At 73.1% G+C, this 21,958-nt stretch carries 16 protein-coding genes; 6 read left to right on the forward strand and 10 right to left on the reverse strand.

Going from position 1 to position 21,958, the window contains the following annotated elements:
* Nucleotides 1-3: 3 nt before the first annotated feature.
* The 3 genes from LZ198_RS37005 to LZ198_RS37015 form a co-directional block, all read right to left on the reverse strand.
* On the reverse strand, nt 4-801 hold the full coding sequence (locus LZ198_RS37005) for a glutaminyl-peptide cyclotransferase (protein ID WP_253976856.1): 798 nt from the start codon (nt 799-801) through the stop codon (nt 4-6).
* Nucleotides 802-893: 92 nt separating this feature from the next.
* Nucleotides 894-2,372 (reverse strand): hypothetical protein, encoded by a 1,479-nt coding sequence (locus LZ198_RS37010; RefSeq protein WP_253976857.1) that lies wholly within the window; start codon nt 2,370-2,372, stop codon nt 894-896.
* Between the two features lie 148 nt (nt 2,373-2,520).
* Nucleotides 2,521-3,900 carry a hypothetical protein gene (locus LZ198_RS37015; protein ID WP_253976858.1) on the reverse strand — a complete coding sequence of 460 codons (1,380 nt, stop codon included), beginning with the start codon at nt 3,898-3,900 and terminating at the stop codon, nt 2,521-2,523.
* A 166-nt stretch (nt 3,901-4,066) separates the two neighbouring features.
* Between LZ198_RS37015 and hflX the strand changes: the two genes are divergently transcribed.
* From hflX to mxcH, 4 genes are all read left to right on the forward strand, one after another.
* The gene (gene hflX, locus LZ198_RS37020; protein ID WP_253976859.1) at nt 4,067-5,509 is read left to right on the forward strand and encodes a GTPase HflX; all 1,443 of its coding nucleotides are present in this window, start codon (nt 4,067-4,069) and stop codon (nt 5,507-5,509) included.
* 58 nt (nt 5,510-5,567) lie between these two features.
* Nucleotides 5,568-6,152 (forward strand): TetR/AcrR family transcriptional regulator, encoded by a 585-nt coding sequence (locus LZ198_RS37025; protein WP_253976860.1) that lies wholly within the window; start codon nt 5,568-5,570, stop codon nt 6,150-6,152.
* A gap of 78 nt (nt 6,153-6,230) precedes the next feature.
* Entirely contained in the window at nt 6,231-7,343 is a 1,113-nt protein-coding gene (locus LZ198_RS37030; RefSeq protein ID WP_253976861.1) for an aldo/keto reductase, read from the forward strand.
* Nucleotides 7,344-7,663: 320 nt separating this feature from the next.
* Nucleotides 7,664-10,426, forward strand: a complete 2,763-nt coding sequence (gene mxcH, locus LZ198_RS37035) for a TonB-dependent siderophore myxochelin receptor MxcH (RefSeq protein WP_253976862.1) — start codon at nt 7,664-7,666, stop codon at nt 10,424-10,426.
* 57 nt (nt 10,427-10,483) lie between these two features.
* Here mxcH and LZ198_RS37040 read toward each other — a convergent pair whose 3' ends face one another.
* The 6 genes from LZ198_RS37040 to LZ198_RS37065 all read right to left on the reverse strand — a co-directional run bounded on the left by LZ198_RS37040 (nt 10,484) and on the right by LZ198_RS37065 (nt 15,556).
* Nucleotides 10,484-11,713 (reverse strand): MxcI, encoded by a 1,230-nt coding sequence (locus LZ198_RS37040; protein WP_253976863.1) that lies wholly within the window; start codon nt 11,711-11,713, stop codon nt 10,484-10,486.
* Between the two features lie 44 nt (nt 11,714-11,757).
* Nucleotides 11,758-13,302: a PepSY-associated TM helix domain-containing protein gene (locus LZ198_RS37045; protein WP_253976864.1), complete on the reverse strand. Its 1,545-nt coding sequence runs from the start codon at nt 13,300-13,302 to the stop codon at nt 11,758-11,760.
* The gene (locus LZ198_RS37050) at nt 13,299-13,556 is read right to left on the reverse strand and encodes a hypothetical protein (RefSeq protein WP_253976865.1); all 258 of its coding nucleotides are present in this window, start codon (nt 13,554-13,556) and stop codon (nt 13,299-13,301) included. The genes LZ198_RS37045 and LZ198_RS37050 overlap by 4 nt, the downstream gene beginning before the upstream one ends.
* On the reverse strand, nt 13,556-13,831 hold the full coding sequence (locus tag LZ198_RS37055; protein ID WP_253976866.1) for a hypothetical protein: 276 nt from the start codon (nt 13,829-13,831) through the stop codon (nt 13,556-13,558). Before LZ198_RS37055 ends, LZ198_RS37050 begins: the two co-directional genes overlap by 1 nt.
* 213 nt (nt 13,832-14,044) lie before the next feature.
* Nucleotides 14,045-15,040, reverse strand: a complete 996-nt coding sequence (locus tag LZ198_RS37060) for a lysylphosphatidylglycerol synthase domain-containing protein (RefSeq protein ID WP_253976867.1) — start codon at nt 15,038-15,040, stop codon at nt 14,045-14,047.
* Between the two features lie 54 nt (nt 15,041-15,094).
* On the reverse strand, nt 15,095-15,556 hold the full coding sequence (locus LZ198_RS37065) for a response regulator (RefSeq protein ID WP_253976868.1): 462 nt from the start codon (nt 15,554-15,556) through the stop codon (nt 15,095-15,097).
* Nucleotides 15,557-16,019: 463 nt separating this feature from the next.
* On the opposite strand from LZ198_RS37065, the gene LZ198_RS37070 reads away from it, so the two are divergent.
* Both LZ198_RS37070 and LZ198_RS37075 read left to right on the forward strand, forming a co-directional pair.
* On the forward strand, nt 16,020-17,501 hold the full coding sequence (locus tag LZ198_RS37070) for a Do family serine endopeptidase (RefSeq protein WP_253976869.1): 1,482 nt from the start codon (nt 16,020-16,022) through the stop codon (nt 17,499-17,501).
* A gap of 96 nt (nt 17,502-17,597) precedes the next feature.
* The gene (locus tag LZ198_RS37075; RefSeq protein WP_253976870.1) at nt 17,598-21,623 is read left to right on the forward strand and encodes a serine/threonine-protein kinase; all 4,026 of its coding nucleotides are present in this window, start codon (nt 17,598-17,600) and stop codon (nt 21,621-21,623) included.
* A 21-nt stretch (nt 21,624-21,644) separates the two neighbouring features.
* On the opposite strand, the gene LZ198_RS37080 is transcribed toward LZ198_RS37075, so the two are convergent.
* The coding region (locus tag LZ198_RS37080; protein ID WP_253976871.1) for an OPT/YSL family transporter at nt 21,645-21,958 on the reverse strand (314 nt) is incomplete at its 5' end.

Genomic DNA, 21,958 nt, shown 5'->3' on the forward strand with positions numbered 1-21,958 from the left:
CGCTCAGTCCACCTGTTCCAGGCGCACCTCGAACAGCTTGGGCCACAGCTTGCCGGTCATGAACATGCGCCCGGTGCCGGGCTCCACCGCGATGCCGTTGAGCACCGCCTCGTGGTCCTTCAACTGCCCGGCCACCGCGCGCCTCAAGGCCGAGGCGTCGATGACGGCGACGACCTTCCCCGTCGCCGGGTCGATCTCCAACACGTCCGTGGTGAACCACACGTTGGCGTAGACGACGCCGTTGGCGCACTCCAGCTCGTTGAGCTGGTCCACCGGCTGCCCCTGCAGCGTCACCGGCACCGACCCCACGGGCTTGAAGCCGACGGGCTCGTGGAAGGTGAGCGTGGCGCTGCCGTCGCTGCGCACCAGGCGGCCCTGCCCGTAGCACAGGCCCCAGCCCTCGCCGGTGTAGCGGGTGGTGGCCACCTGCTCGGGCGGCAGGCCGCTCCACGTGTAGAGGGTGCCCTCCGTCCAGGTGAGCTGGTAGAGGCGCTCGCCATCGCTGGCGAGCCCTTCCGTGAAGACCTGCCCCAGCGGGCGGACCCAGAGCGGGTCCGCCGTGTCGAACGAGAGTTCGCGCAGCGTGCCCTCGCGCCCCGTGCTCTCGAACAGCCGCCCCTGGTGGAAGACGAGGCCCTGCGTGAAGGCCTGCGTGGAGTGCGGATACTCCCGGACGATGCGCGCCACCTTGTGGCGGGGCGCGACGTCCGGGGCGCTCTCCGGCGCGCGTTGGTGCGCGGGGCCGCAGCACGCAACCAACGCGCAGAGGGACAGCCACTTCGAGGGCGGAACGAAGCGCATCGGACACCCGACGGGGAGAGGAGACCCGGGGAGCCTATCCGGCCGGCCCCGCGAGTCCACCCCTCCCGCGCGCGGACGTCAGGTGCGCGCCGTTACCGCGCCTGCTCGGTCAGTCCAGCCGGGCAGGAGAACGACGCGGAGACCGACCAGAGCTGCGGGCTCCCGGTGTCATCCAGCGCGCTGAAGAAGACGCGGCTGCCGGAGCGCACGAAGTTGCCCACCTTGGACACCGTGCTCGCCGGCAGGCTCGCCAGCTTGCCCGTCAACGCCGCGGTCCCCTGCGTGAACATGGGGTCGAGCGACGAGCCGTCGACGAAGAGCACCTTGCCCGTCCCCGTGCCGAGCAGGGGCGAGGAGAGCGGGTCGCTGCTCTTCACGAGCGGCTGGAAGATCTGCTTGGTGCCCGCCGCGGTGCCGTCCGTCGCCCACAGGATGACGTTGTCGGGCACGGTGCTCAGCCCGTTGTAGGCCACGGAGAAGAGGACCTGGCTGCCCTCCGTGACGGCCTTCTGGACCACCGGGACCACGGTGGAGCTGGGGTTGGGGAGCACGCCGACGAGCTGCCGGGTGCCGTCCGTCAGGGACAGCTTCTGCAACCGCAACTGCTGGGTGAGCGGGTCCACCGAGGACAGGAGGACGTTGGAGCCGAGCGTGCCGAGCAGCTGCACGGGCGCGCCGAACGAGTCCAGGCGGACGGTGCCCGCCGGCGTCCCATCCGTCTTCCAGACCTCGTTGAGGAGCCCGTCCACCAGGGTGAACACGCTCTGGGCGTTGGTGCCCGTACCGGTGCCGGTGGGCTGCAGCACCTGCTTGAGCTGCGCCAGGCCCGAGTCCAGCTTGAGCACGGGCACGGTGCCGCCCGGCGTGCCGTCCGAGCGCAGCAGGTTCGTGCCGGACGCGAGGGACTGGACGAAGAGCAGCCCGTTGCCCACCTTCATGGTGAGGCTGTTCAGCAGGCCCGTCAGGCCGTCGAAGTCGCCCAGCTTCACGGTGCCCGTGGGCGTGCCGTCCGAGCGCCACAGCTCCGTCTTGAGCGCCGACGTCAGGCGGTAGAAGAGCAGCTGGCCGTTGACCTCGGCCGCGTTGAGCAGCGTGGAGCCATCCATGCCGGTGGTGAGGTCCTTGACCAGCTTGGTCCCCGAGGCCGTCCCGTCGCTGACCCACAGCTCCAGGCCGGAGACCGCGTCATAGCCCCTGAAGAACAGCTTGTTGCCCACCGCCGTGAGGCCGGACACCACGCCCGACAGCCCCTGGAACGTCTTCACCGGCACGGTGCCCACGTCGGTGCCGTTGCTGCGCCACAGGGTGACCCCCACGGAGGACTGGGAGGTGAAGTAGAGCGTCCCCTGCACGTCGGTCAGCTCGGACAGCGGCCCCAGCCCGGCGAGGCTCGAGCCGGACGACTGGACGATCTTCACCCGCGCCGCGACGCCGACGGGGCACGCCTGCGCGCTCACCTCTTGCGCGGGCTGCTCCATCTCCTGGCCAGGCGGAAGGCCTTCTTCTTGCGGAAGCCCGCCGCAAGCCGCCAATCCCAGCCACAACAGGGCGCCACCATTCTTCATGCGCATTCATTGCTCCTTGCCGTGAAATGCGGCCGCAAGGTGCTGCGCGGCACCCGTCCCTCCAACTTGCGCCGAGAGGTGGTGTAAGTGTCCCGGCGAGTCACGCGGGTGGAAACCCCGTATGACTCGCGGGTGAGGTGACGCTCGCGAGGCCTCAGCGTGCGCCGCGCGCGCCCGGCGGGCAGGAGAACGATGCGGGCACGGACCAGAGCTGGCGCAGGCCCGTCTCGTCCACGGCGCTGAAGTAGACGCGGCTCCCCGCGCGGGTGAACGCCTCCGCGGGGAACACCGGCGCCTCCGGGGAGAGGGACACCACCCGCCCCGTCGTCGACGGAGCGCCCTGCGTGGACCAGAGGCGGGTGTCGTTCCCCGCCACGAACAGGACGGGGCCGCCGCCGGTCGCGAACACCGGAGAGCCCCGCTCCTCGTCGCGCAGGAGCGGACCGAAGAGCGCCCGCGTCCCGGCGGCCGTCCCGTCCGTCACCCACAGCTTCGCGTCGAGGGGAACGGGGCTCGGCCCGCCGTAGGCCACGGAGAAGTAGAGCTGCCCGCCGGACACGGTGGAGCGCTGGACGTCGGCGACGAGGTCGAGCCCGGGGTTGGGCAGGGTCGCCACGTAGGTCCGTCCACCACCCGCGAGCGACAGCCGGACGAGGCGCACCGTGCCCTCCTCGGTGGAGACCCCCAGGGAGACCTGGCCGCCCAGCACGCCGAGCACGCGCGCCTGGGTGCCGAAGGTGTCCAGGCGCACGGTCCCCTCCGTCGTCCCATCCGTCTTCCAGACCTCCGCGTTGGGCCCATCCCGCAGCACGAAGAGGCCCAGGTCGCCGGCCCCCGCCACCTGCTCCACCCAGGTCTCCCCCTGGTCCAGCCGCGCGACGAGCCGGGTCCCCACGGCGGTGCCATCCGAGCGCCACAGCGTGGTGCCCCCGGCCTCCAGGCGGAAGAAGAGCCACCCCTTCGCCACCTTCAGCGTGCGCGCATAGGCCAGGCCGAGCGCGCCCTCCAGGTCCAGCAGCTTCACCGTCCCCGCGGCCGTCCCGTCCGAGCTCCAGAGCTGCGGCGGGCGCATCATCACGTCCAGGACGAAGAGGAGCCGGCCGTCGACCTCGGTGGCCATCCCCACGTCGACGCCCTCGGCGAGCGTGAGCGGCTTCACCCGGCGCGTCCCCCTCCCCGTCCCGTCGCTGGCCCACAGCTCGAGCCCCGCCTCCGGAGCGTGGTGGAAGAAGTAGAGGGTGGGGCCGACCGCCGCGAAGCCGCCGAGGAAGGAGTCGTCTCCCGAGGGGAACACCCTCACCTGCGTGGTGCCGGCCTCCGTGCCGTCGCTGCGCCACAACACCGGGGCGCTGCTGACGGAGTCCGTGGAGAAGAACAGCGTGCCCTGCACGTCGGTGAGGTGCTCCACCCGCCCATACGTGTCCGAGCCCGGAGGATGGACACGCTTCACCCGCGTCGCGACGCCCGCGGGACAGGCCTGCGCGGACACGCTCGACGCTTCACCACACGCCACCATCCCCAACCAGACCAGCAAGCACCCCCACCGCATCCCCATGTCCGCTCCCTTCGCGCGCCGACGACGCCGGAAGGTGGGGAGCGAGGCTTGGACCTCCAACCTTGACCCGCGAGTCCGTGTAAGTGTTCCCACGAATCCGCGGGTCCGGAGTTCACCGGCGCCCCGCCGTGTTACGAGCATTCCCATGTCGAAGACCGCACCCGTCGCCCGCCCTCGCGCCGTCCTCGTCGGCGTCCAATTCCCCCACGTGACGGACACCGAGCACGCCGCGGACCTCGAGGAGCTCCGCCGGCTGGTGCACACGCTGGGCTACGACGCCGTGGCCACCGTGTCCCAGCGCCGCTCCGCGCTCGCCTCGGGGACGGTGCTCGGCCGGGGCAAGCTCGAGGACCTGGCGAGCCTCACCGGCGGCTCGGGTGTCATCGCGCCCAACACGCGCGCGCGCGTCTCCAAGGCGCGGGAGAAGTGGGAGGCGGCGGCCGAGGAGGCGGCGGCCGGTGCGCTCGAGGAGGAAGCGGCACGGCCCGGCCCCGAAGAAGAGGACGAGGACGACGACGAGGTGATGGAGGACGAGGAGGCGCCGGGCGAGGAGGTGGCGCGCCCGGAGGGCCCCGCCCCCACGGTGGTGGTGGTCGACCACGAGCTGTCGCCGAGCCAGCTGCGCAACCTGGAGAAGGCCACGGGGGCGCTGGTGCTGGACCGCACGGGCGTCATCGTGGACATCTTCCACCGCCACGCGCGCAGCCACGCGGCCCGCATGCAGGTGGAGATCGCCCGCCTCACCTACCTGGCGCCGCGGCTGCGGGAGTCCCCGGGAGGCCGGGAGCGACAGCAGGGTCGGGGCTCGGGTGACTCCGCGGTGGAGCTGGACCGGCGGAAGATTCGCGACCGGCTGGCGGAGCTGCGGGCGGGGCTGGTGGCGCTCGAGAAGGAGCAGGACCAGCGCCGCCATGCCCGCAGGGACCAGCTCCGGGTGGCGCTCGTGGGCTACACCAACGCGGGCAAGTCCTCGTTGATGCGCGCCCTCACCGGCAGCGAGGTGCTGGTCGCCGACCAGCTCTTCGCGACGCTGGACACCACCGTGCGGGCGCTCCAGCCGGAGACGCGCCCCCGCATCCTCGTCTCCGACACGGTGGGCTTCATCCAGAAGCTCCCCCACGACCTGGTGGCGTCGTTCCGCTCCACGCTGGACGAGGCGCTGGAGGCCTCGCTGCTCCTCTACGTGGTGGACGTGTCCGACCCGACCTGGGCCGCGCAGTTGGAGGTCACCCGCTCCGTGCTGCGCGAGATTGGCGCGGACGCCGTGCCGTCGCGGCTCGTGTTCAACAAGGTGGACCGCCTGGACGACGCGGCGCGAGCGGCGCTGCGCGCGGAGCACCCGGAGGCCCTCCAGCTGTCCGCCCACCGGCCGGAGGACGTGACGGGCCTCCGCCTGCACCTCATCGGCTTCTTCGAGCAGTCCATGGTGGAAGCCGACCTGGTGATTCCCTACGCGAGCCAGGGCCGCATCGGCGAGGTGTACGAGCACACCACCGTGCTCTCGCAGGAGTTCGACGAGACGGGGCGCAAGCTGCGCGTGCGAGGCCTCCCCGCCGCGATTGCACGGCTCACCCAGGCCTTCGGGTGAGCGGCGCCGCGGGTCCGCCATTCTTGACAGGACAGTCCAGCATCGTTAGCAATAGGGCATGGCGCGACCCAAGGAGTTCGACCGAGACGAGGCCGTCAGGCGCGCCATGGGCGTGTTCTGGGAGAAGGGCTACGAGGCGACCTCGACGGACGACCTGCTGCGGGCCATGGGTATCGGCCGGCAGAGCATGTACGACACGTTCGGGGACAAGCACCGGCTCTACCTGGAGGCGCTCCAGCGCTACCAGGCGGAGAGCGCGGCGTCGCTGATGGAGCGGCTGCGCGCGGAGGACTCGCCGCTCGCCGCCGTCGAACGCGTCCTGATGGCCATCGCCAGCGAGTCCGCCGCCGAGCGCGCCCGGGGCTGCATGGGCGTGAACGCCATCGCCGAGCTGGCGCAGAAGGACGCGGAGGTCGCCTCGGTGTCCAAGTCCGCCGCGATGACCTGCGAGGCCGCCTTCGAGCGCGTCGTCCAGCAGGCCAAGCGCCGGGGCGAGGTCCCGCCCTCCGTCGACGCGCGGCAGGCGGGCCGCTTCCTCCTCAACGCCCTCCAGGGCCTGCGCGTCACCGCCAAGGCCGGCGCCCCACCCGCGGCCCTGCGAGAGGTCGCGACCTTCACCGTCGCGAGCCTCCGCGCCCGCTAGGCCATCCCCTCCTTCACCTGGCGCGCCTGCTGGCGCGCCCGATTATGGACCAATCAGTCCAGATAGAGAGCACACACCATGGCACTCCACGACTACTACCTCCTGGGACGTTCGGGCCTGCGGGTCAGCCGGCTGTCGCTGGGGACGATGACGTTCGGCAAGGACGGGATGTTCGGCGCCTGGGGTTCGACGGAGGAGGCCTCCCGCGCCGTGTTCGACCGCTACCTCGCGGCGGGCGGCAACTTCCTCGACACGGCGGACTTCTACACGAAGGGCACGAGCGAGAGTCTCTTGGGGAAGTTCATCGCGGAGGCGGGGGTGCGCGACCGCGTCGTCGTGACGTCCAAGTTCAGCAACAACGCGGAGGCCGGCAACCCCAACGCCGGGGGCAACGGGCGCAAGAACATGATGCGCGCCGTGGAGGGCTCGCTGCGGCGGCTGCGCACCGACTACCTCGACCTGTACCTGTTGCACACGTGGGACCGCATCACCCCGGCCGAGGAGGTGATGCGCACGTTCGACGACCTGGTGCGCGCGGGGAAGATTCGCTACGCGGGGCTGTCGGACGTGCCGGGCTGGTATGCGGCGCGCGCGCAGACCTGGGCGGAGGCGCACGCGCTGACGCCGCTCATCAACCTCCAGCTCCAGTACTCCCTCGTCGAGCGGAGCATCGAACCGGAGTTCGTGCCGCTGGCGCAGAACCTGGGCATGGGCATCACCGCGTGGAGCCCGCTGGGCTCGGGGCTCCTGTCGGGCAAGTACCGCCCGGGCGAGGGCGCCGTCACCGGCGCGGGTCGGCTGACGACGGACTCCGCGGGCGAGAAGCTGGGCAAGTTCACCGAGCACAACTGGCGCATCGTCGCCGCGGTGGAGCAGGTGGCGAAGGAGCTGGGGCGGAGCATGGCGCAGGTGGCGCTCAACTGGGCCGCGACCCAGCCCGGCATCGGCTCCCTCATCATCGGCGCCAGCCGCCCCGAGCAGCTCGACGACAACCTCGCCGCGCTCGACTTCCAGCTCCCCGCCGAGCTGCGGAAGAAGCTGGACGAGGTCAGCGCCCTGCCCCCGCCGTTCCCCTACACCATGTTCACGGACGCGTATCAGGCATGGATCCTCAACGCGGGTGTCGCGGTGGGAGACAAGCCGCTCGGCTACGCACCCCAGGTGTGGAGCGCGCCGCCCAAGGCGGCCTGACGCAGCGCCCTGTCACGTTCGCGCCCCGCCATCCAGCTTCGGGGTAGCGGCGCTGAACGGCCGGTCATGAGCAAGCAGCCACCCGAGGGCCATGACCGTGCCCTGGCCCCGGCGCCGGGCGCCACACCTTGACCCTTCCTCCGCAATCCTCGATACCTCTGGCGCGCCGTTGATATTGCGTCGCAAAACCAAGAAGTCCGAGATTGCGGATGTTCTCCCCAGGCCCTTCCCTCGCTCTGTTGCTCTCGGTGGCCGCCGCGCCTCCTCCCGCCGCGCCCCCTTCTCCCGGCACGGCCCCTCAGGTCACGCACGACGGCTCCGTGGGCCCCGCGCACGAGGCGGGTCAGGCCACGGCGGGGACGCCAAGAGCGGAGCCCGCGCACGCGCCGTCCTCCGCCACCACCGCGACGGGCGACTCGGCCAGCGACGACGCGCCGGCCCACGACGACGGGCCGCACGCCGCTGCGACGGGCGACTCGGCCACGTCCTCCGTGCCGGCCCACGGCGACGGGCCGCACGCCGCTGCGACGGGCGACTCGGCCACGTCCTCCGTGCCGGCCCACGGCGACGGGCCGCACGCCGCTGCGACGGGCGACTCGGCCACCTCCTCCGCGCCAGCCCACGACGACGCGCCGCACGCCGCCGCGACGAGCGACTCGGCCACGTCCTCCGCGCCCGCCGCCAACGGTGACGTGCAGTTGCCCGTGCGCATCGACGCGGTGGAGGTGCCCTACCCCGAGGCGGAGCACTCCGCCGGTCGGGAGGGCGAGGTGCTGCTGCGCCTGACACTCGACGAGCACGGCACGGTGACGGACTCCGAGGTCGTCCGCTCCGCCGGCCCCGCCTTCGACGAGGCCCTGCGCACCGCCAGCCGCTCCTTCCGCTTCGAGCCCGCGCGCGTGAAGGGCGAGGCCGTCGCGTGCCAGATCGAGCTGCTCCATACGTTCAAGCTCGACACCCCCGCGCCAGTGCCCGTCGAGGCCCCCGCCGTCGCGGAGACCCCCGCCACGCCGGAGCCCTCCACCACCGAGCCCCAGGACAAGCGCCTGGAGACCACGGTGTCGGGACGCTCGGAGGCGGAGCGTCACCGCCAGTCCGCCGAGGCCGTGAAGATCATCAGCATCCGCCGCGCCCAGGCCCGCTCCGGCGACCTGGGACAGGTGCTCGCGTCACAGGAGGGCGTGGAGGTGCGTCGCTCCGGCGGGCTCGGCAGCTCCGCGATGTTCGCGCTGAACGGCCTCACCGACGACCAGATCCGCTTCTTCCTCGACGGCGTCCCGCTCGACCTCTCCGGCTATCCGTTCGGCATCGCCAACGTCCCGGTCAACCTCGTGGACTCCGTGCAGCTCTACCGGGGCGTGGTGCCCATCCGCTACGGCGCGGACGCGCTGGGCGGCGCCGTCAACCTCACGTCGGCGCCGCTGGAGACCGGCGCCCACGGCGCGGCGTCGCTCCAGGGCGGCGCCTTCGGCACCTTCCGCCTCACGCTCGGCGGCAGCTACAAGCCCGCGGAGCAAGGCTTCTACGCCCGCGCCCACTTCTTCGCGGACACCACGGACAACGACTACTCCGTCGACACCGAGGTCGCGGACGAGCGGGGCAGCCTCCGCCCCGTCACCGTCAAGCGCTTCCACGACGGCTACGACGCGCTCGGCGGCGGCCTCGAGGCCGGCTACACCGGCCTCTCCTGGGCCGACCGCATCGTCGTGCGCGCCTTCGGCTCCACCCACGACAAGGAGCTGCAGCACAACCTGGTCATGCGCGGCACGCCCTACGGCGAGGCCACCTACGGCGCGGACACGCTGGGCGCGCAGGTGCTCTATGCGAAGACCCTCTCCGAGCACACACGCCTGGACGTGCTCGCCGGCTACGCGTGGCAGGCCACGGAGCTGGTCGACGTCTCCGAGTGGGTCTACGACTGGTTCGGCAATCGCGTGAACCCCCGCCAGAACCCGGGTGAGATTGGCGAGACGGCCACGGACCAGTCCATCTGGCAGCAGTCCGTCTACGGACGCGCCAACCTCGGCTGGGACCTCGGCCCCACGCAGACGCTGCGCCTGTCCGCCGCGCCCACGCTGACGCTCCGCACCGGCGAGCAGCGCCGCAAGGTCAGCCCCACCGACCCGGACCGCCTCGCGCCGGAGCGCTCGCTCTTCACCTTCGTCACCGGGCTCGAGTACGAGACCCACCTGTTCGACGACGCGCTGGAGGTCATCCTCTTCGGCAAGGACTACGTCTACCGGGGCCGCGCGCAGCAGCCCATGGAGTCCGGCGGCTGGCGCGCCAAGGACCGGAACCTGCACCGGCTGGGCGGAGGCGCCGCGCTGCGGCTGCGGCTGACCGGGACGTTCTACGCCAAGGCCAGCTACGAGCGGGCCACGCGCATGCCCCGTCCGGACGAGGTCTTCGGCAACGGCGTGCTCATCCTCGAGAACCTCGACCTGGCGCCGGAGCACAGCCACAACGTCAACCTGGGCATCGCCTCCGCGCCGCTGCGCACGCGCCTGGGCAGCTTCCGGGGCGAGGTCAACGGCTTCGCGCGCTTCGCGGACGACCTCATCCTGCTGGCGGGGCGCGACCGCGACTGGAGCTACCAGAACGTCTACGCGGCCCGCATCCTCGGCGTGGAGGGCACCGTGGGCTGGACGTCGCCCACGGGGCTGGTGAGCCTGGACGCCAACGCCACCGTGCAGGACCCGCGCAACGCCTCCGACCAGGGCACCTTCGGCGCCTTCGACGGCCGGCGCCTGCCCAACCGCCCGTGGCTCTTCGCCAACGCCACCGCGCGCGTGTCGCTGAAGAACCTGGCCCTGGCGGACGACGAGCTGGCGCCCTTCTGGAGCACCCGCTACGTGCACGGCTTCTTCCGCAACTGGGAGGGCCTGGGCACGGTGGAGTCGAAGGACACCATCGACGCCCAGTTCGTCCAGGCGGCGGGCGTGGGCTACCGGGTCCGCAGGGGCGCCCTCACCGTGGGACTCACCGCGGAGCTGGAGAACCTCACCGACGCCAAGGTCTTCGACTTCTTCGGGGTCGAGCGCCCCGGCCGCGCGGGCTGGCTCAAGGGCACGCTCGAATACTGACGCGCGGCGCGCCCGGTCCAGCGACACGGGCCGGGCGCACCGCGGAGCAACGGAAGCTCAGCGCACCTTCACGAACTGGTACGCCCAGCCCAGCGTCTCGAAGCGCTTCGTCGGCGCGCCGCTGGTGCCCAGCTCCCAGACCACCGTCTTGGAGTAGTCCGTCTCCGGCAGCAGCAGGAAGGTGCGGCCGTCGAGCGTGAAGGCGTAGTAGCCGCCCGCGATGAAGCCCAGGCCGTCCACCTGCGAGGCGGTGCCGGTCTCCAGGTTCACGCGCCACAGCTTCCAGTGGCTCTCGCTGGTGACGACGGAGGGCGCCGTGCCGGCGTTGATCTCCACCTCCTCGTCGTGGAACGCGGCGACCACGCCCACGCCGTTGCCCAGGTAGCGGAACGCCGCCGTCTCACGGCCGCCCACCAGGTCGGACAGCGAGCGCGTCCAGGACGCGTCGATGTCCAGCTCGCCCGCCTTGATGCGCACCATGCAGGTGTGCGGGGCGCTGTCGGGCTCGATGACGGGGGCCGCGGCGCTGAACACCCAGTTGCTGAAGTAGAGGTTGCCCGCCTCGTCCTGCGTCGCCACGTCGAGCCCGGGGCACGGCGCGTCGATGAGCTTCACCAGGCTGCCGTCGGTGTTGGAGTAGACGGCGATCTGCGAGCTGGGGGAGAAGTCGTAGAAGTTGCCGTCGGTCCAGTAGAAGGCCTGGAACGCGTAGTCACCGCGCGTCACGCGGCCGCGGTCGAAGCTCGTCTTCACGACCAGGCCCTCGCGCTGCGAGGCCAGCCCCGGCGCTTCGGCGGTGCCGGAGAGCTCCATGGTGGAGGGGTTCCACACGATGCGCTTGGACTCCTCCAGCGACATGTACGCGCGCGTGGAGCCGACGAACTGGTTGAGGTACAGCGGCGCGGAGGTCAGGCCGTAGTTGGCGAAGCTGACGCGGCCCGCGGCCTCCAGCGAGCCGTCGTCGCCCACGCGGAAGCGCGACAGCTCCGGCGCCTCGCCCGAGCCGACGAAGAGCAGCCCGTCCACCGCGCCAATCGTCGCGAAGCCGGAGTACTCGCGGGCCTTCTCCAGGTCCAGGCCGGTGACGTCCAGCGAGTCGAACACGCTCACGTACGTGGCGCTGCCCGCCTGGGAGAAGACGGACGTGGCCAGGCTGTACACCGGCTTCTTCGTCTCCGGGGGCGGGGTGGGGGTCTTCTCGTCGTCGTCCCCGCAGCCCACGAGGCTGGCGGCGAGCAGGAGGGAGGTGGCGGTGGAGGCCACGGTGAAACGGCGGAAGGGACTCATCGGTGATGCACTCCAGTGAGGGGTGAGGGGGGACAGCGAAGGACTCAGCCGGGCAGCGGCTCGGGGGTCTCGGACACCGCCGGCCGTGCCGCGGAGGAAGGCGCGCGCTGGAGGCGACGGATGGCGATGGACGCCCCCAGGAGCAGGAGCGCCAGCGCCACCAACCCCACCTCCGTCGCGAGCACGTGCGTGGACCCCGAGCCGAACGGGAGCCGGAGCGTCAGCGCCGAGTCGAGCAGCGGCACGGTGAAGAGCAGGCCGCTGGCGGCGAGCAGCAACCGACGCGCGTGGAGCGCCGGGTCCGCGCCCAGCAAGGCGCCGAGCACCCCCGCCGCCCACGACGCCAGGAAGACGCCGTGCTCCCACCGGGGCCGCTCCGCCAGCCCGCCGGGCAACACCTGGTTGGCGACGAACAGGCACGCCACCGCCAACGCGAGCCCGGCGCACACGCCCGACGTCAGCCGCGCGAGCACGACATCGAAGCGGTTCGGCGACTTCGCGCGGCGGCGCTCCAGCCACAGCAGGTTGCCCGCGAGGATGCCGAAGGCGCAGAGGAACGCGAGCAGCGCGTAGAGCACCTTCGCGGGGAAGCCGGCCCACGTGGCGAAGTGCAGGCCGAAGAGCGGGTCCATCACCCGCGTGTAGGTCGTCCCTCCGCCCGCCTCGCGCTCCCAGATGAGCTGCCCCTGGCGCGACACCCGCACGTGCGTGAAGGCATGCAACGTGCCTTCCTGCTCGCCCGGCAGGTGCACGGAGCCGTTCTCGTCCCCCAGGTGGTCGAAGAAGAAGTGGTCATGGGCCGACGCCGGGAAGCGCTGCTTCGCCAGCGCCAGCGCCCGGGCCAGGTCGGGTGCGCCCGCGGGCCTGCCGGAGGCGGCGGGCGGCGACGGCCAGTCCACCGCGCGCGCCTTCGCGGTGGGGTCGTCCTTCATCGACGTGCGCACCACCGCGGGCTCGAACCAGTCGTCGAGCCAGAGGATGCCGCCGGTGAGCCCGAAGACGAGCAGGAACGGCGCGGCCACCACGCCGATGACCTTGTGCGTGTCCGACCAGAACACCCGCCGCGACGACGCGGGACGGAAGCGCACCAGCTCCCGCACCATGCGCCCCAGTTGGAGCAGGAGCCCCGTGCCGACGAGCAGCACCAGCACGGCCGACGCGACCCCGGACACGTGCTGGCCACCGGGGAGCGGCTCCAGGAAGTGCATCGCGTTGAGGAACTCGCCCAGGTCGCTGCGCTCGCCGAGCCGACGTCCGGAGACCGGGTCCACCCAGGTCATGTGGAGGCCACCGTCGGCCATGCGCCACAGCCGGAGCCACGGCTCCTCCGCCGTGGGCAGCGAGATGCCGAACCACACCGGACGCGACGGCGCCTCCTCCTCCGCGAAGTGCTGCGCGAGCGCCACCGCCCGCGCCTCCGACACCGCGACGGGCGCGCGGAAGTGCGGCTCCTGCCAGGGCGCCAGCTCCTCCGCGAACAGGGCGAAGGCGCCCAGGTAGAACGTCACGAAGAGGACCAGCGACGAGAGCACACCCGCCCAGGCATGCGCGTCCCAGAGGACCTCGTAGGCGCGGGGCGACAGCTTCACTTCGACACCAGGACACCCACGGACACGGCGGCCACCAACACCGAACCGACCCAGGCTCGCGGGGCGCTGCGCGCCAGCAGGGCCAGACACACGCCCGTGCAGACCGCGGGCAGCACCACGAGCATCGCCACCAGCAACCGCACGTCCTCCGCGACGGGCAGCACCGCCGGCACCGCCACGCTCGCCAGCACCGCCGCGACCGGCGCGCCCGTGACGGCGGCCGCGATGCGGCCCGCTCCATGCCGGTGCGCCATCAGGCGCCTCCCCACCACAACCACGCCAACCCCACCGCGCCCACCGGCAGCCCATAGCGCGTCGCGCGCGGCCACAGCGGCAACGCCAACGCGAGCCCCGGCGCCACCAGCATCCCCAGCACCGCCGCGCACGTCAGCCCCACCGCGAGCCCCTGAGCCCTCACCGCCAGCCCCACCCCACCCACCACGAGCCCCCAGCCCACCCAGGACGGAAGCGCCACCCCGCGAAGCAGCACGGCGATGCCCAGCACCATCAGCAGGGTCGAGAGCGCCATGTCCTCCTCGGGGGCCGCCAAAGTTGAGATTGATTCGCAATTGCGGAAACGTCAGCAGTTGAGCCGCCCGAGCCCATGAAGTCAAGGCGGGCCAAGCCCCCGGAGACGTGGCTTGCCCCCAATGCGGGAAGCCCCCGTTTTCGGGCGCATGGCATCAATCACAGACACTTGCACGGACATGTGTCGGCCGCGGGCGATGAGGGCTCGCGCGACTCAGGCCTCCTGGCGCCGGTGGCCTCCCCGCGGCCACCGGCGCGCGAGCAGGTTCCGGCGCTGGAGCACCTCGTGGACGACCAGCATCGTCGCGGCCACCGCGAAGGGAATCAGGTAGTAGATGACCCGGTAGACCAGCAAGGTGCCGAGCACGAGCGCCGTCGACAAGCGGGGCGTCAGCGCGGCGAGGATGACGGAGTCGAACACCCCCAGTCCTCCCGGCACCTGACTGGCGAGCCCGGCCAACTGCGCCACCGCGAACAAGGCCACCATGGTCGCGGGCGACACGCGTCCGTCGGGCGGCAGCAGCACCCACAGCACCATGGCCGCCAGCGTCCAGTCCGTGAAGGACACGACGAGCTGTTCGAAGGCCTGCCGCGGCGTGGGCAGCGACACCTCCAGGTCCAGGCGGCGCACGCGCAGCGGCTGGCGCACACGGAGGCACAGGCCGAAGTACAGCGCCAGCACGCCGAGCAGCGCCAGGCCCAGCGCCCGCGCCATCCCCGGGGACAGGGACAGGAGCGACATGGCGCCCTGGCCACCATCCACGAGGAGCGCGACGCCCGACACCGCGAGCAGCCCCACCCAGAAGGTGAGCACGTTGAACGTGCCCACCTGGGCCACGTCCAGCGCGGTCAGGCCCCGCGCCGCGTACAGCCGGTAGCGCACCCCACCGCCGGTGAGGAACGACATGCCGATGTTGTGGCCGAACGCGTAGCCCACGAAGGACGCGAAGCCCACCTGTCGGTAGGGCAGCCGGCGGCCCAGGTGCCTCAGCGCCAGCACGTCATACAGCGTCAGCGCCAGGTAGTTGCACACCGCGCAGGCGAGCGACAGGGCGATGCGGCTGGCCGGGATGGACTTCAGGGCCTTGAGCAACTGGCCCGTGTGCAGCTCGGACAGCTCGTGGCGCATGACGAAGAAGGCGAGCGTCAGCAGCACGAGGGGCAGCAGGGCGAGCGCCGCCCGCCGCAGGTGGTGAGCCAGGGACCGCACCCCCCGACGGTGCGCACACCGGCACGCGCGCGCCTGTCCTGGACGTCCGGCCGCTCAACGGCCCGGCGGCACGAGCGCCTCCGCCGCGTCGCAGAGGTCCTCCATGGCGAAGGGCTTGTCGAGCACGCGCGCGGCGCCGAGCTGCTCCGCCTCCCGGTGCACCTGCGCGTCACCGAAGGCGGTGATGAGGATGACCGGCGTCGTCCAGCCCTCGCGCCGCAGCCGCGCGACGACCTCCAGGCCGGAGTAGCCCGGCATGCGCACGTCGGTGACGATGAGGTCCGGCACCTGCGTCTGGTCGGCCAGCAGGCCGTCGATGATGGCCTGCACCAGGCCCGGCCCGTCCTCGGCCTCCACCACCTCGTAGCCGCGCCGCCGCAGGGCCCTGCGCAGCAACGCCCGCATCTCCGGCTGGTCCTCGGCCACCAGCACGCGCGGCCGGGCGCTGCGCGATATCGGAGGAAGCGGCCATGAGTGTGTTCCCGCCTGTTCCTCCCATTCCTCGTCTGGCCCCATCAATGTCGGCTCCTTCCCGCGTGGTGGGCCGCCGTCCTTCCATCCCTCGCGCATGGATGGGTGACGGCCCTGGCGCGGGCGGACAGAGCATTGGACGTGCCACGTCGCATTCCCGCTGGGACGTGGCCGGATGCCCCGGGGAGAAATGCCCCGGCCGGGGCACTTTGCCCCGCCCCACCGCCCCACGACGCCCCGCTCCGGACGCCCTCCCGCGCATGGCACAGAGGGAGACGCCGCCCCGCGCGGGGGCTGGCCCGACATCTGCACTAGGCCCGGACATCGGTTCGGGCGTGGGGCCTCACGAGATGCGCCCCCAGTCATGGCAGCCGTCGGGAGTCGGGGGACGACCAACGGACTGACCCTTTCCACCCTCCAGGAGGAGCGCGTCCGCGTCCTCCCCACGCCCGGGCCGAACCTACCCCTTCCACGGCCGGATGCCCTCCGGCCTCACGGAGAACGAACGATGGCCTGCTCGCTCCCTTCTCGACGACTCCTGGGTGCCCTGGCGCTGCTGCCCGCCGCGACGCTGGGCGTTGGTTGTGGCAAGGCGCTCGGCATCTCCGACGCCCACGCCGCGTCGCTGCCCGACACCACCGTGGCCGCCGCCGCGAGCACGCCCTCCGGCATGCCCGTGCAGCAGGCGCGCTTCAACCCCGTCACCTCCGGGAACATCACCTCGCTCGCGCCGCTGGTCGACTCCGTGAAGGGCGCGGTCGTCTATGTGGAGGTGAAGTCGCGCCCGCGCCGGGTCGCCGGCATCCAGGGCCTGCCTCCGGGCTGGGCCGAACGCTTCGGCATGATGCCGCAGGGCGAGGCGCCCGCGCGCCAGGGCCTGGGCTCGGGCTTCATCATCGACCCGTCCGGCACGGTGCTCACCAACAACCACGTCGTGGAGGACGCGGACACGGTGCGCGTGAAGCTGGGGGACGGGCGCTCCTTCGACGCGGAGGTGCTGGGACGCGACCCGCTCACGGACGTGGCGCTGCTCAAGCTCAAGGGCGCGCCGGCCGACCTGCCGTCGGTGAAGCTGGGGGACTCGGACGCGGTGCGCGTGGGTGACCCGGTGATGGCCATCGGCAACCCGTTCGGGCTCGAGACCAGCGTCAGCGCCGGCATCCTCTCCGCCCGGGCGCGCGACATCCACGCCGGCCCCTACGACGACTTCCTCCAGACGGACGCCGCCATCAACCCCGGCAACTCCGGCGGCCCGCTCTTCAACATGCAGGGCGAGGTGGTGGGCATGAACACCGCCATCATCGGCGGCGCCAGCGGCATCGGCTTCGCGGTGCCCAGCAACCTGGTGAGGTCGCTCCTGTCGCAGTTGCAGGAGACGGGCGCGGTGCGCCGCGGCTGGCTGGGCCTGGCCGCGCAGGACCTCACGCCGGAGCTGGCGCGGGCGCTCAAGTCGAACGCGGCCAAGGGCGCCGTGGTGGCGGGCGTCAACCCGGGCAGCCCCGCCGCGCGCGCCGGCTTCAAGGAGGAGGACATCATCACCTCCGTGGCGGGACGCGCCGTGGAGTCCGCCGGCGCGCTCACGCGCAGCGTGGCGCTGCTCAAGCCCGACTCCAAGGTGAAGGTGGACGTGGTGCGCGGCGGCAAGCCCCAGACGCTGGAGGTGACGCTGGGCACGCGTCCCGCGCAGCGGGGCGAGGAGGAGATCACCCCGCGCAACGCGCCCGCGCCGGTGTCGCGCAAGCTGGGCATCGGCCTGCGTGACGCGGAGGGAGGTGGCGCGCAGGTGATGTCGGTGGAGCCCGGCAGCCCCGCCGAGCGCGCGGGCCTGGTGCCCGGCATGGTGCTGGTGCAGGTGGACGACAACAAGGTCGCCAGCGCTTCGGACGCCGCCAACGCCTTCACGTCCGCCCGGTCCGGGGCCGCGCTGCTCCTGAGGGTGCGCGCGCCGGACTCGGACGCCACCGTGTTGCGCGCGCTGGAAGTGCCGTAGCGCGCCCGCCCGTGGGTGGGGACCCGAGGCCCCACCCACGGGCACTTTCCGCGGGTGTCCTGAATCCCCGCGGCGTTTGGCGTAGAGTCCCCCTTCGTGCCGCGCTGCCAGACATGCGGGCGACGTTGGGAGGGTTCCCACGCGCCGTGCCCGGCGAACACACCCGCCGAAGGCGCGGGGCGGGTGATGCCCGCCGAGCCGCCGCCCCCGCCCATCCCGGGCTACCGCGTGGAGGGGTTGCTGGCGCGAGGCGGGTTCGGCGTGCTGCTGCGCGCGCACCGCGAGTCGGACGCGCAGCCGGTGGCCATCAAGCTGGCCCGCACCGGACACACGCTGGCCCGCGCGCAGCTCGTCCGCGAGTCGGAGGCGCTGCGCATCCTGGGCCCGCCCACCGTGCCGGCGCTGTACGAGGTGGGTGTCCTCCCCGGCGGCGCGCGCTTCATCGCCATGGAGCACGTGGACCACCCCACCCTGGCGGAGAAGCTGGCGCGGACGGCCGACACCCTCCCCCTGCGCGAGGTGGCGGACCTGGCGCTGGCCGTGGCGGACGCGGTGGCGCGCGTCCACGCGAGCGGGCTCGCCCACTGCGACCTGAAGCCGGAGCACCTGTTCCTCGACCCGGACAGCCAGCAGGTGCGCGTCTTCGACTTCGGGCTCGTGCGCGGCACCACCACCGCGGAGGGCCACGCGCTGCTCAGCGAGGGCCCGACGACGAGCGACACGTCCGGCTTCGCGGGCACCGCGGAGTACATGGCGCCCGAGCAGTGCACGGGCACCGCGGACGTGGACACGCGCACGGACGTGTACGCGCTGGGGGTGCTGCTCTACGAGATGCTCACGGGCCGGCCGCCGTTCTTCGGCAACACGCCGGACGTGCTCCAGGCGCACATGGCGCTCCGGCCCCCTCCGCCCTCGGACTTCGCGCCGGTGCCGCCCGCGCTGGAGGAGGTGGTGCTGCGCTGCCTGGCCAAGGAGCGCGCCCGCCGTCCGGAGAACGCGAGCGTGCTGGGCATCGCCCTGCGCGAGGCGCTCACCCACGCCTACCGCCCCAGCGAGCCCAGCCCGCCCCGCCCCACGGCGCCGGGAGAGCCGCGCCCCGCGCAGGTGCGCCGCTCCGTCGCCATCCTCTTCCTCACCTCGCGCGCCAACCCCGTCAGCGTGCAGAAGGGGCTGGCCTCCTACGGGGGCCACATGGCCTTCACGGACGGGCCGCGCATCGCCGCCGTGTTCGACCCGGACGTGGGGGAGAACCCCGTGCGCCGGGCCATGCGCGCCGGTGAGGGGCTGGCCGAGCGGGGCCTGGCCACGGGCGCGCTGGTGGACGTGTCCGCCGTCACCGTGCAGCGCCGCCCCACCGGCACGCCGCGCTACCTGGGCGCCATCCTCTCGCGCGCGGACCGCTACCCCGCCGGGCCGGACACGCAGGGCGTGCTCCTGTCGCCCGCCGCCGCGGAGGCGGTGCCGGAGGTGCCGTGCACGGACGTACCCGGACAGCCGGGCCTCCTGCGCCCCGCGTCCCCCGGCTTCGCGCCCCGGCCGGACATCACCGTGCTCCAGCTGGGCAGCGAGGTGCTGGTGGGCCGGGAGCTGGAGACGTCCTATCTCCTGGAGAGCGCCCGCGCGGCGGTGGGCGAGGCGGCGCCCACGCTCGTCACCGTCATGGGCGACCGGGGGCTGGGCAAGAGCCACCTCGCCGCCGCGCTGCTGCGGGAGCTGCAGGCGCTGCTGCCGGGCGCGCGGGTGTACGGCACGCGCTCGCGCGAGCCGGTGCAGGGCGACCCGGACGGCACGCTACGCACGCTCCTGCGCTGCGCGCTCAACGGCTTCGAGAGCGACCAGACGGACACGGAGGAGCAGGGCCGCGCGGCCATCATGAAGCGGCTGGGCCCCACGCTGGGCGCGGAGCTGTGGCCCGGCGTGGCCGCGACGCTGGGCTGGTACGCGCCGGGCGGGCCGGAGCTGCAGAGCTGGGCGGCGGCGCCGGGCGCGCTGCGCTCGCTGGCCATGCGCGCGACGGGTGAGCTGCTGTCGGCCACCGCGCGCGACCGGCCGCTGTGCCTGGTCATCGACGACGCGCACTTCGCCGAGGAGACGGCGCTGGACGCGCTGGAGTACGCGAGCCTCGCCGAGGCCAGCGTGCCCCTGTGGGTGTGCGTGCTGGCGCGGCCCGGGTTCGAGCGCAGCCGCCCCATGTGGGGTGCCCGCGCGGCCCGGCAGGACACGGTGTCGCTGCGGCCGCTGGCCGGCGAGCAGGCGCAGGAGCTGTGCCGGCTGCTGCTCAAGCCGGTGGAGAACGTGCCGGCGCAGGCGGTGGAGCGCATCGTCGAGCGCGCGCAGCACGTGCCGCTCTACATGGTGGAGCTGGTGCGCGGCCTCAAGCGCCAGGGGCTGGTGCGCCAGCGCGCCCCGGGCGGGAGCTGGTACCTGGTCACGGACGGGCTGGAGAAGGTGCCCGAGCTGCGGCTGGTGGAGTGGCTGGCGGACCGCGAGCTGGGGGCGCTGCCCGCGTCGCTCGCGGCGCACGCGCGGCTGTGCGCGCTGCTGGGCACGGACTTCACGGCGGCCACGGCGGAGGGCGTGGTGCGGGAGCTGGAGCGCGACGGCGCCGCCGGGGGCTTCCCGCTCGACGCGGGCCACGCCACGCGGCGGCTGCTCGACTCCGGCCTGCTCGTGTCCCACCGGCAGGAGGGCCTGAGCTTCCGCAACGAGCTGCTGCGCGAGGCGGTGGCGGCCACGCTGCCCGCCGCCGAGCGGCTGCGCATCCACCACGCCGCGTACCGCTACTTCCTGGGCCCCGCGGGCGCCAGCGAGCGGCAGCGCCTGCCGCGCCTGGCGCTGCACGCGGCCGCCGCCAACCTGCGCGAGGAGGCCGCCGCGCTCTCCATCGACCTGGCCGAGTCCGCGCGGGGCCGCCACGCGTTCCTCGACGCGGAGGCCATGTACACGCGCGCCCTGGAGCTGCTGGAGCCCACGGACGAGCTGCGCTGCCTGACGGCGCTGCGCGGGCGCGGGCTGATGCGCATCCGCATCGGCCGGTATGACGACTCGCTGGCGGACTTCGCCGACGCGCGCGAGCGGGCCGTCCGCCTGGGCGACGCGCGCTCGCGGCTGGAGCTGCTCCTGGACGAGGCCATGGCGCTCGACTGGGTGAACGACTACCCGCGCAGCGAGGCGCGCGCCTACGAGGCCCAGGCGCTGGCGTCACAGGTCGACTCGCCCTACGTGCAGGTGCGGCTGCTGCTCGCGCTGGGGCGCGCGCTGTTCCGCAAGGGCGAGTGGCAGGAGGCGCGCGCGCCGCTGGAGGCCGCCGCCGAGCGCGCCCGCCGGCTGGGGGACGCGGGCTACGAGACGCAGGTGGTGGCGCAGCTGCTGCTCGCCGTCATCCTCCCCAACCTGGGCGACATCGACGAGACGGCGCGCGTGCTGGCGGAGGTGGTGGAGGCGTGCACGGACCGCGGCGACCTGTTCCACCTGGGCAGCGCCATCAACAACCGCCGCAACCTGTGGGTGGCGCGCAAGGACCTGGCCAGCGCGCTGAAGGACCAGGAGCGCTTCATGCACCTGGGGCGCGAATTGGGCATGGTGGGCTGGGAGTACTTCGCCGAGCACAACCTGGGCGAATTGCACTACCAGGCGGGGGACGTGGACGCCGCCGCGCCCCACATCGCCCGCGCCATCGCGCTGGAGCGCCGGCACCCGGAGGTCGCGCCCCGGCCGTGGGCCCTGCTGCTGCAAGCGCGCACCATGGCGTGGACGGGGCGGCAGACGCGCGCGCGGGAGCTGCTCGCGCAGGTGCGGCAGGTGCTCTCCGAGGGGCGCACCGGCGCGGAGCTGAGCCCGTCGGAGGAGGTGCTCTTCGCCATGGTGGAGCTGGCCACGCGCGACGCCACGCCGGAGGCCTGGGAGGCGCTGCGCGAGCGGTCGGCCCAGGTGTCGATGGAGCAGGAGCCGCTCGAGGTGCTGGAGATGATGGGGCTGGCGGCGCTGCGCCGGGGGGACCGGGACGCGGCGCGCCGCATCCTCGAGCAGGCGCTGGGACACGCCGCGCTCCTGCCCAACCTCATGGAGGGCCGCATCCGCCGCTCGCTCGCCCGGGCCTGGGACATCGGCCCCGCCGCGTGAGGCAAGGGGGGCGCGCGCGCCTCAGCCCGCGGGCATGAAGCCCAGCAGCTTGAGCGCGCCCAGGAGGACGCCGCCCAGCGACTCCGCGGCGATGGCCCCCGCCGCGAGCGCGGGCACGTTGCGGTCCGTCGCCTCCGGAGCGCGCCAGCGCGCCACCGCCGCCACGACGGCGCCCAGGCACAGCGTCACCGCGAAGTACGCGGGCAGGATGAAGCCGATGCCCATGGCCACCGGGGACGGCAGCCACCGCGCCGCCCGGCCCCGCGCCGCGAGCGTCAGCCCCGCGCCCACCAGCGCCGCCACGCCCCCGGCCAGCGCCGCGTGCGCGGGCAGCC

The sequence above is a fragment of the Myxococcus dinghuensis genome, from assembly GCF_024198235.1.
Classification (GTDB): Bacteria; Myxococcota; Myxococcia; order Myxococcales; family Myxococcaceae; genus Myxococcus; species Myxococcus dinghuensis.

What these genes read in the sequence shown, in the direction of transcription:
- LZ198_RS37005 (WP_253976856.1), bottom strand. Translation starts at nt 801, where the DNA reads ATGCGCTTCGTTCCGCCCTCGAAGTGGCTGTCCCTCTGCGCGTTGGTT.
- LZ198_RS37010 (WP_253976857.1), bottom strand. Translation starts at nt 2,372, where the DNA reads ATGCGCATGAAGAATGGTGGCGCCCTGTTGTGGCTGGGATTGGCGGCT.
- hflX (WP_253976859.1), top strand. Translation starts at nt 4,067, where the DNA reads ATGTCGAAGACCGCACCCGTCGCCCGCCCTCGCGCCGTCCTCGTCGGC.
- LZ198_RS37025 (WP_253976860.1), top strand. Translation starts at nt 5,568, where the DNA reads ATGGCGCGACCCAAGGAGTTCGACCGAGACGAGGCCGTCAGGCGCGCC.
- LZ198_RS37030 (WP_253976861.1), top strand. Translation starts at nt 6,231, where the DNA reads ATGGCACTCCACGACTACTACCTCCTGGGACGTTCGGGCCTGCGGGTC.
- LZ198_RS37040 (WP_253976863.1), bottom strand. Translation starts at nt 11,713, where the DNA reads ATGAGTCCCTTCCGCCGTTTCACCGTGGCCTCCACCGCCACCTCCCTC.
- LZ198_RS37050 (WP_253976865.1), bottom strand. Translation starts at nt 13,556, where the DNA reads ATGGCGCACCGGCATGGAGCGGGCCGCATCGCGGCCGCCGTCACGGGC.
- LZ198_RS37055 (WP_253976866.1), bottom strand. Translation starts at nt 13,831, where the DNA reads ATGGCGCTCTCGACCCTGCTGATGGTGCTGGGCATCGCCGTGCTGCTT.
- LZ198_RS37065 (WP_253976868.1), bottom strand. Translation starts at nt 15,556, where the DNA reads ATGGGGCCAGACGAGGAATGGGAGGAACAGGCGGGAACACACTCATGG.
- LZ198_RS37070 (WP_253976869.1), top strand. Translation starts at nt 16,020, where the DNA reads ATGGCCTGCTCGCTCCCTTCTCGACGACTCCTGGGTGCCCTGGCGCTG.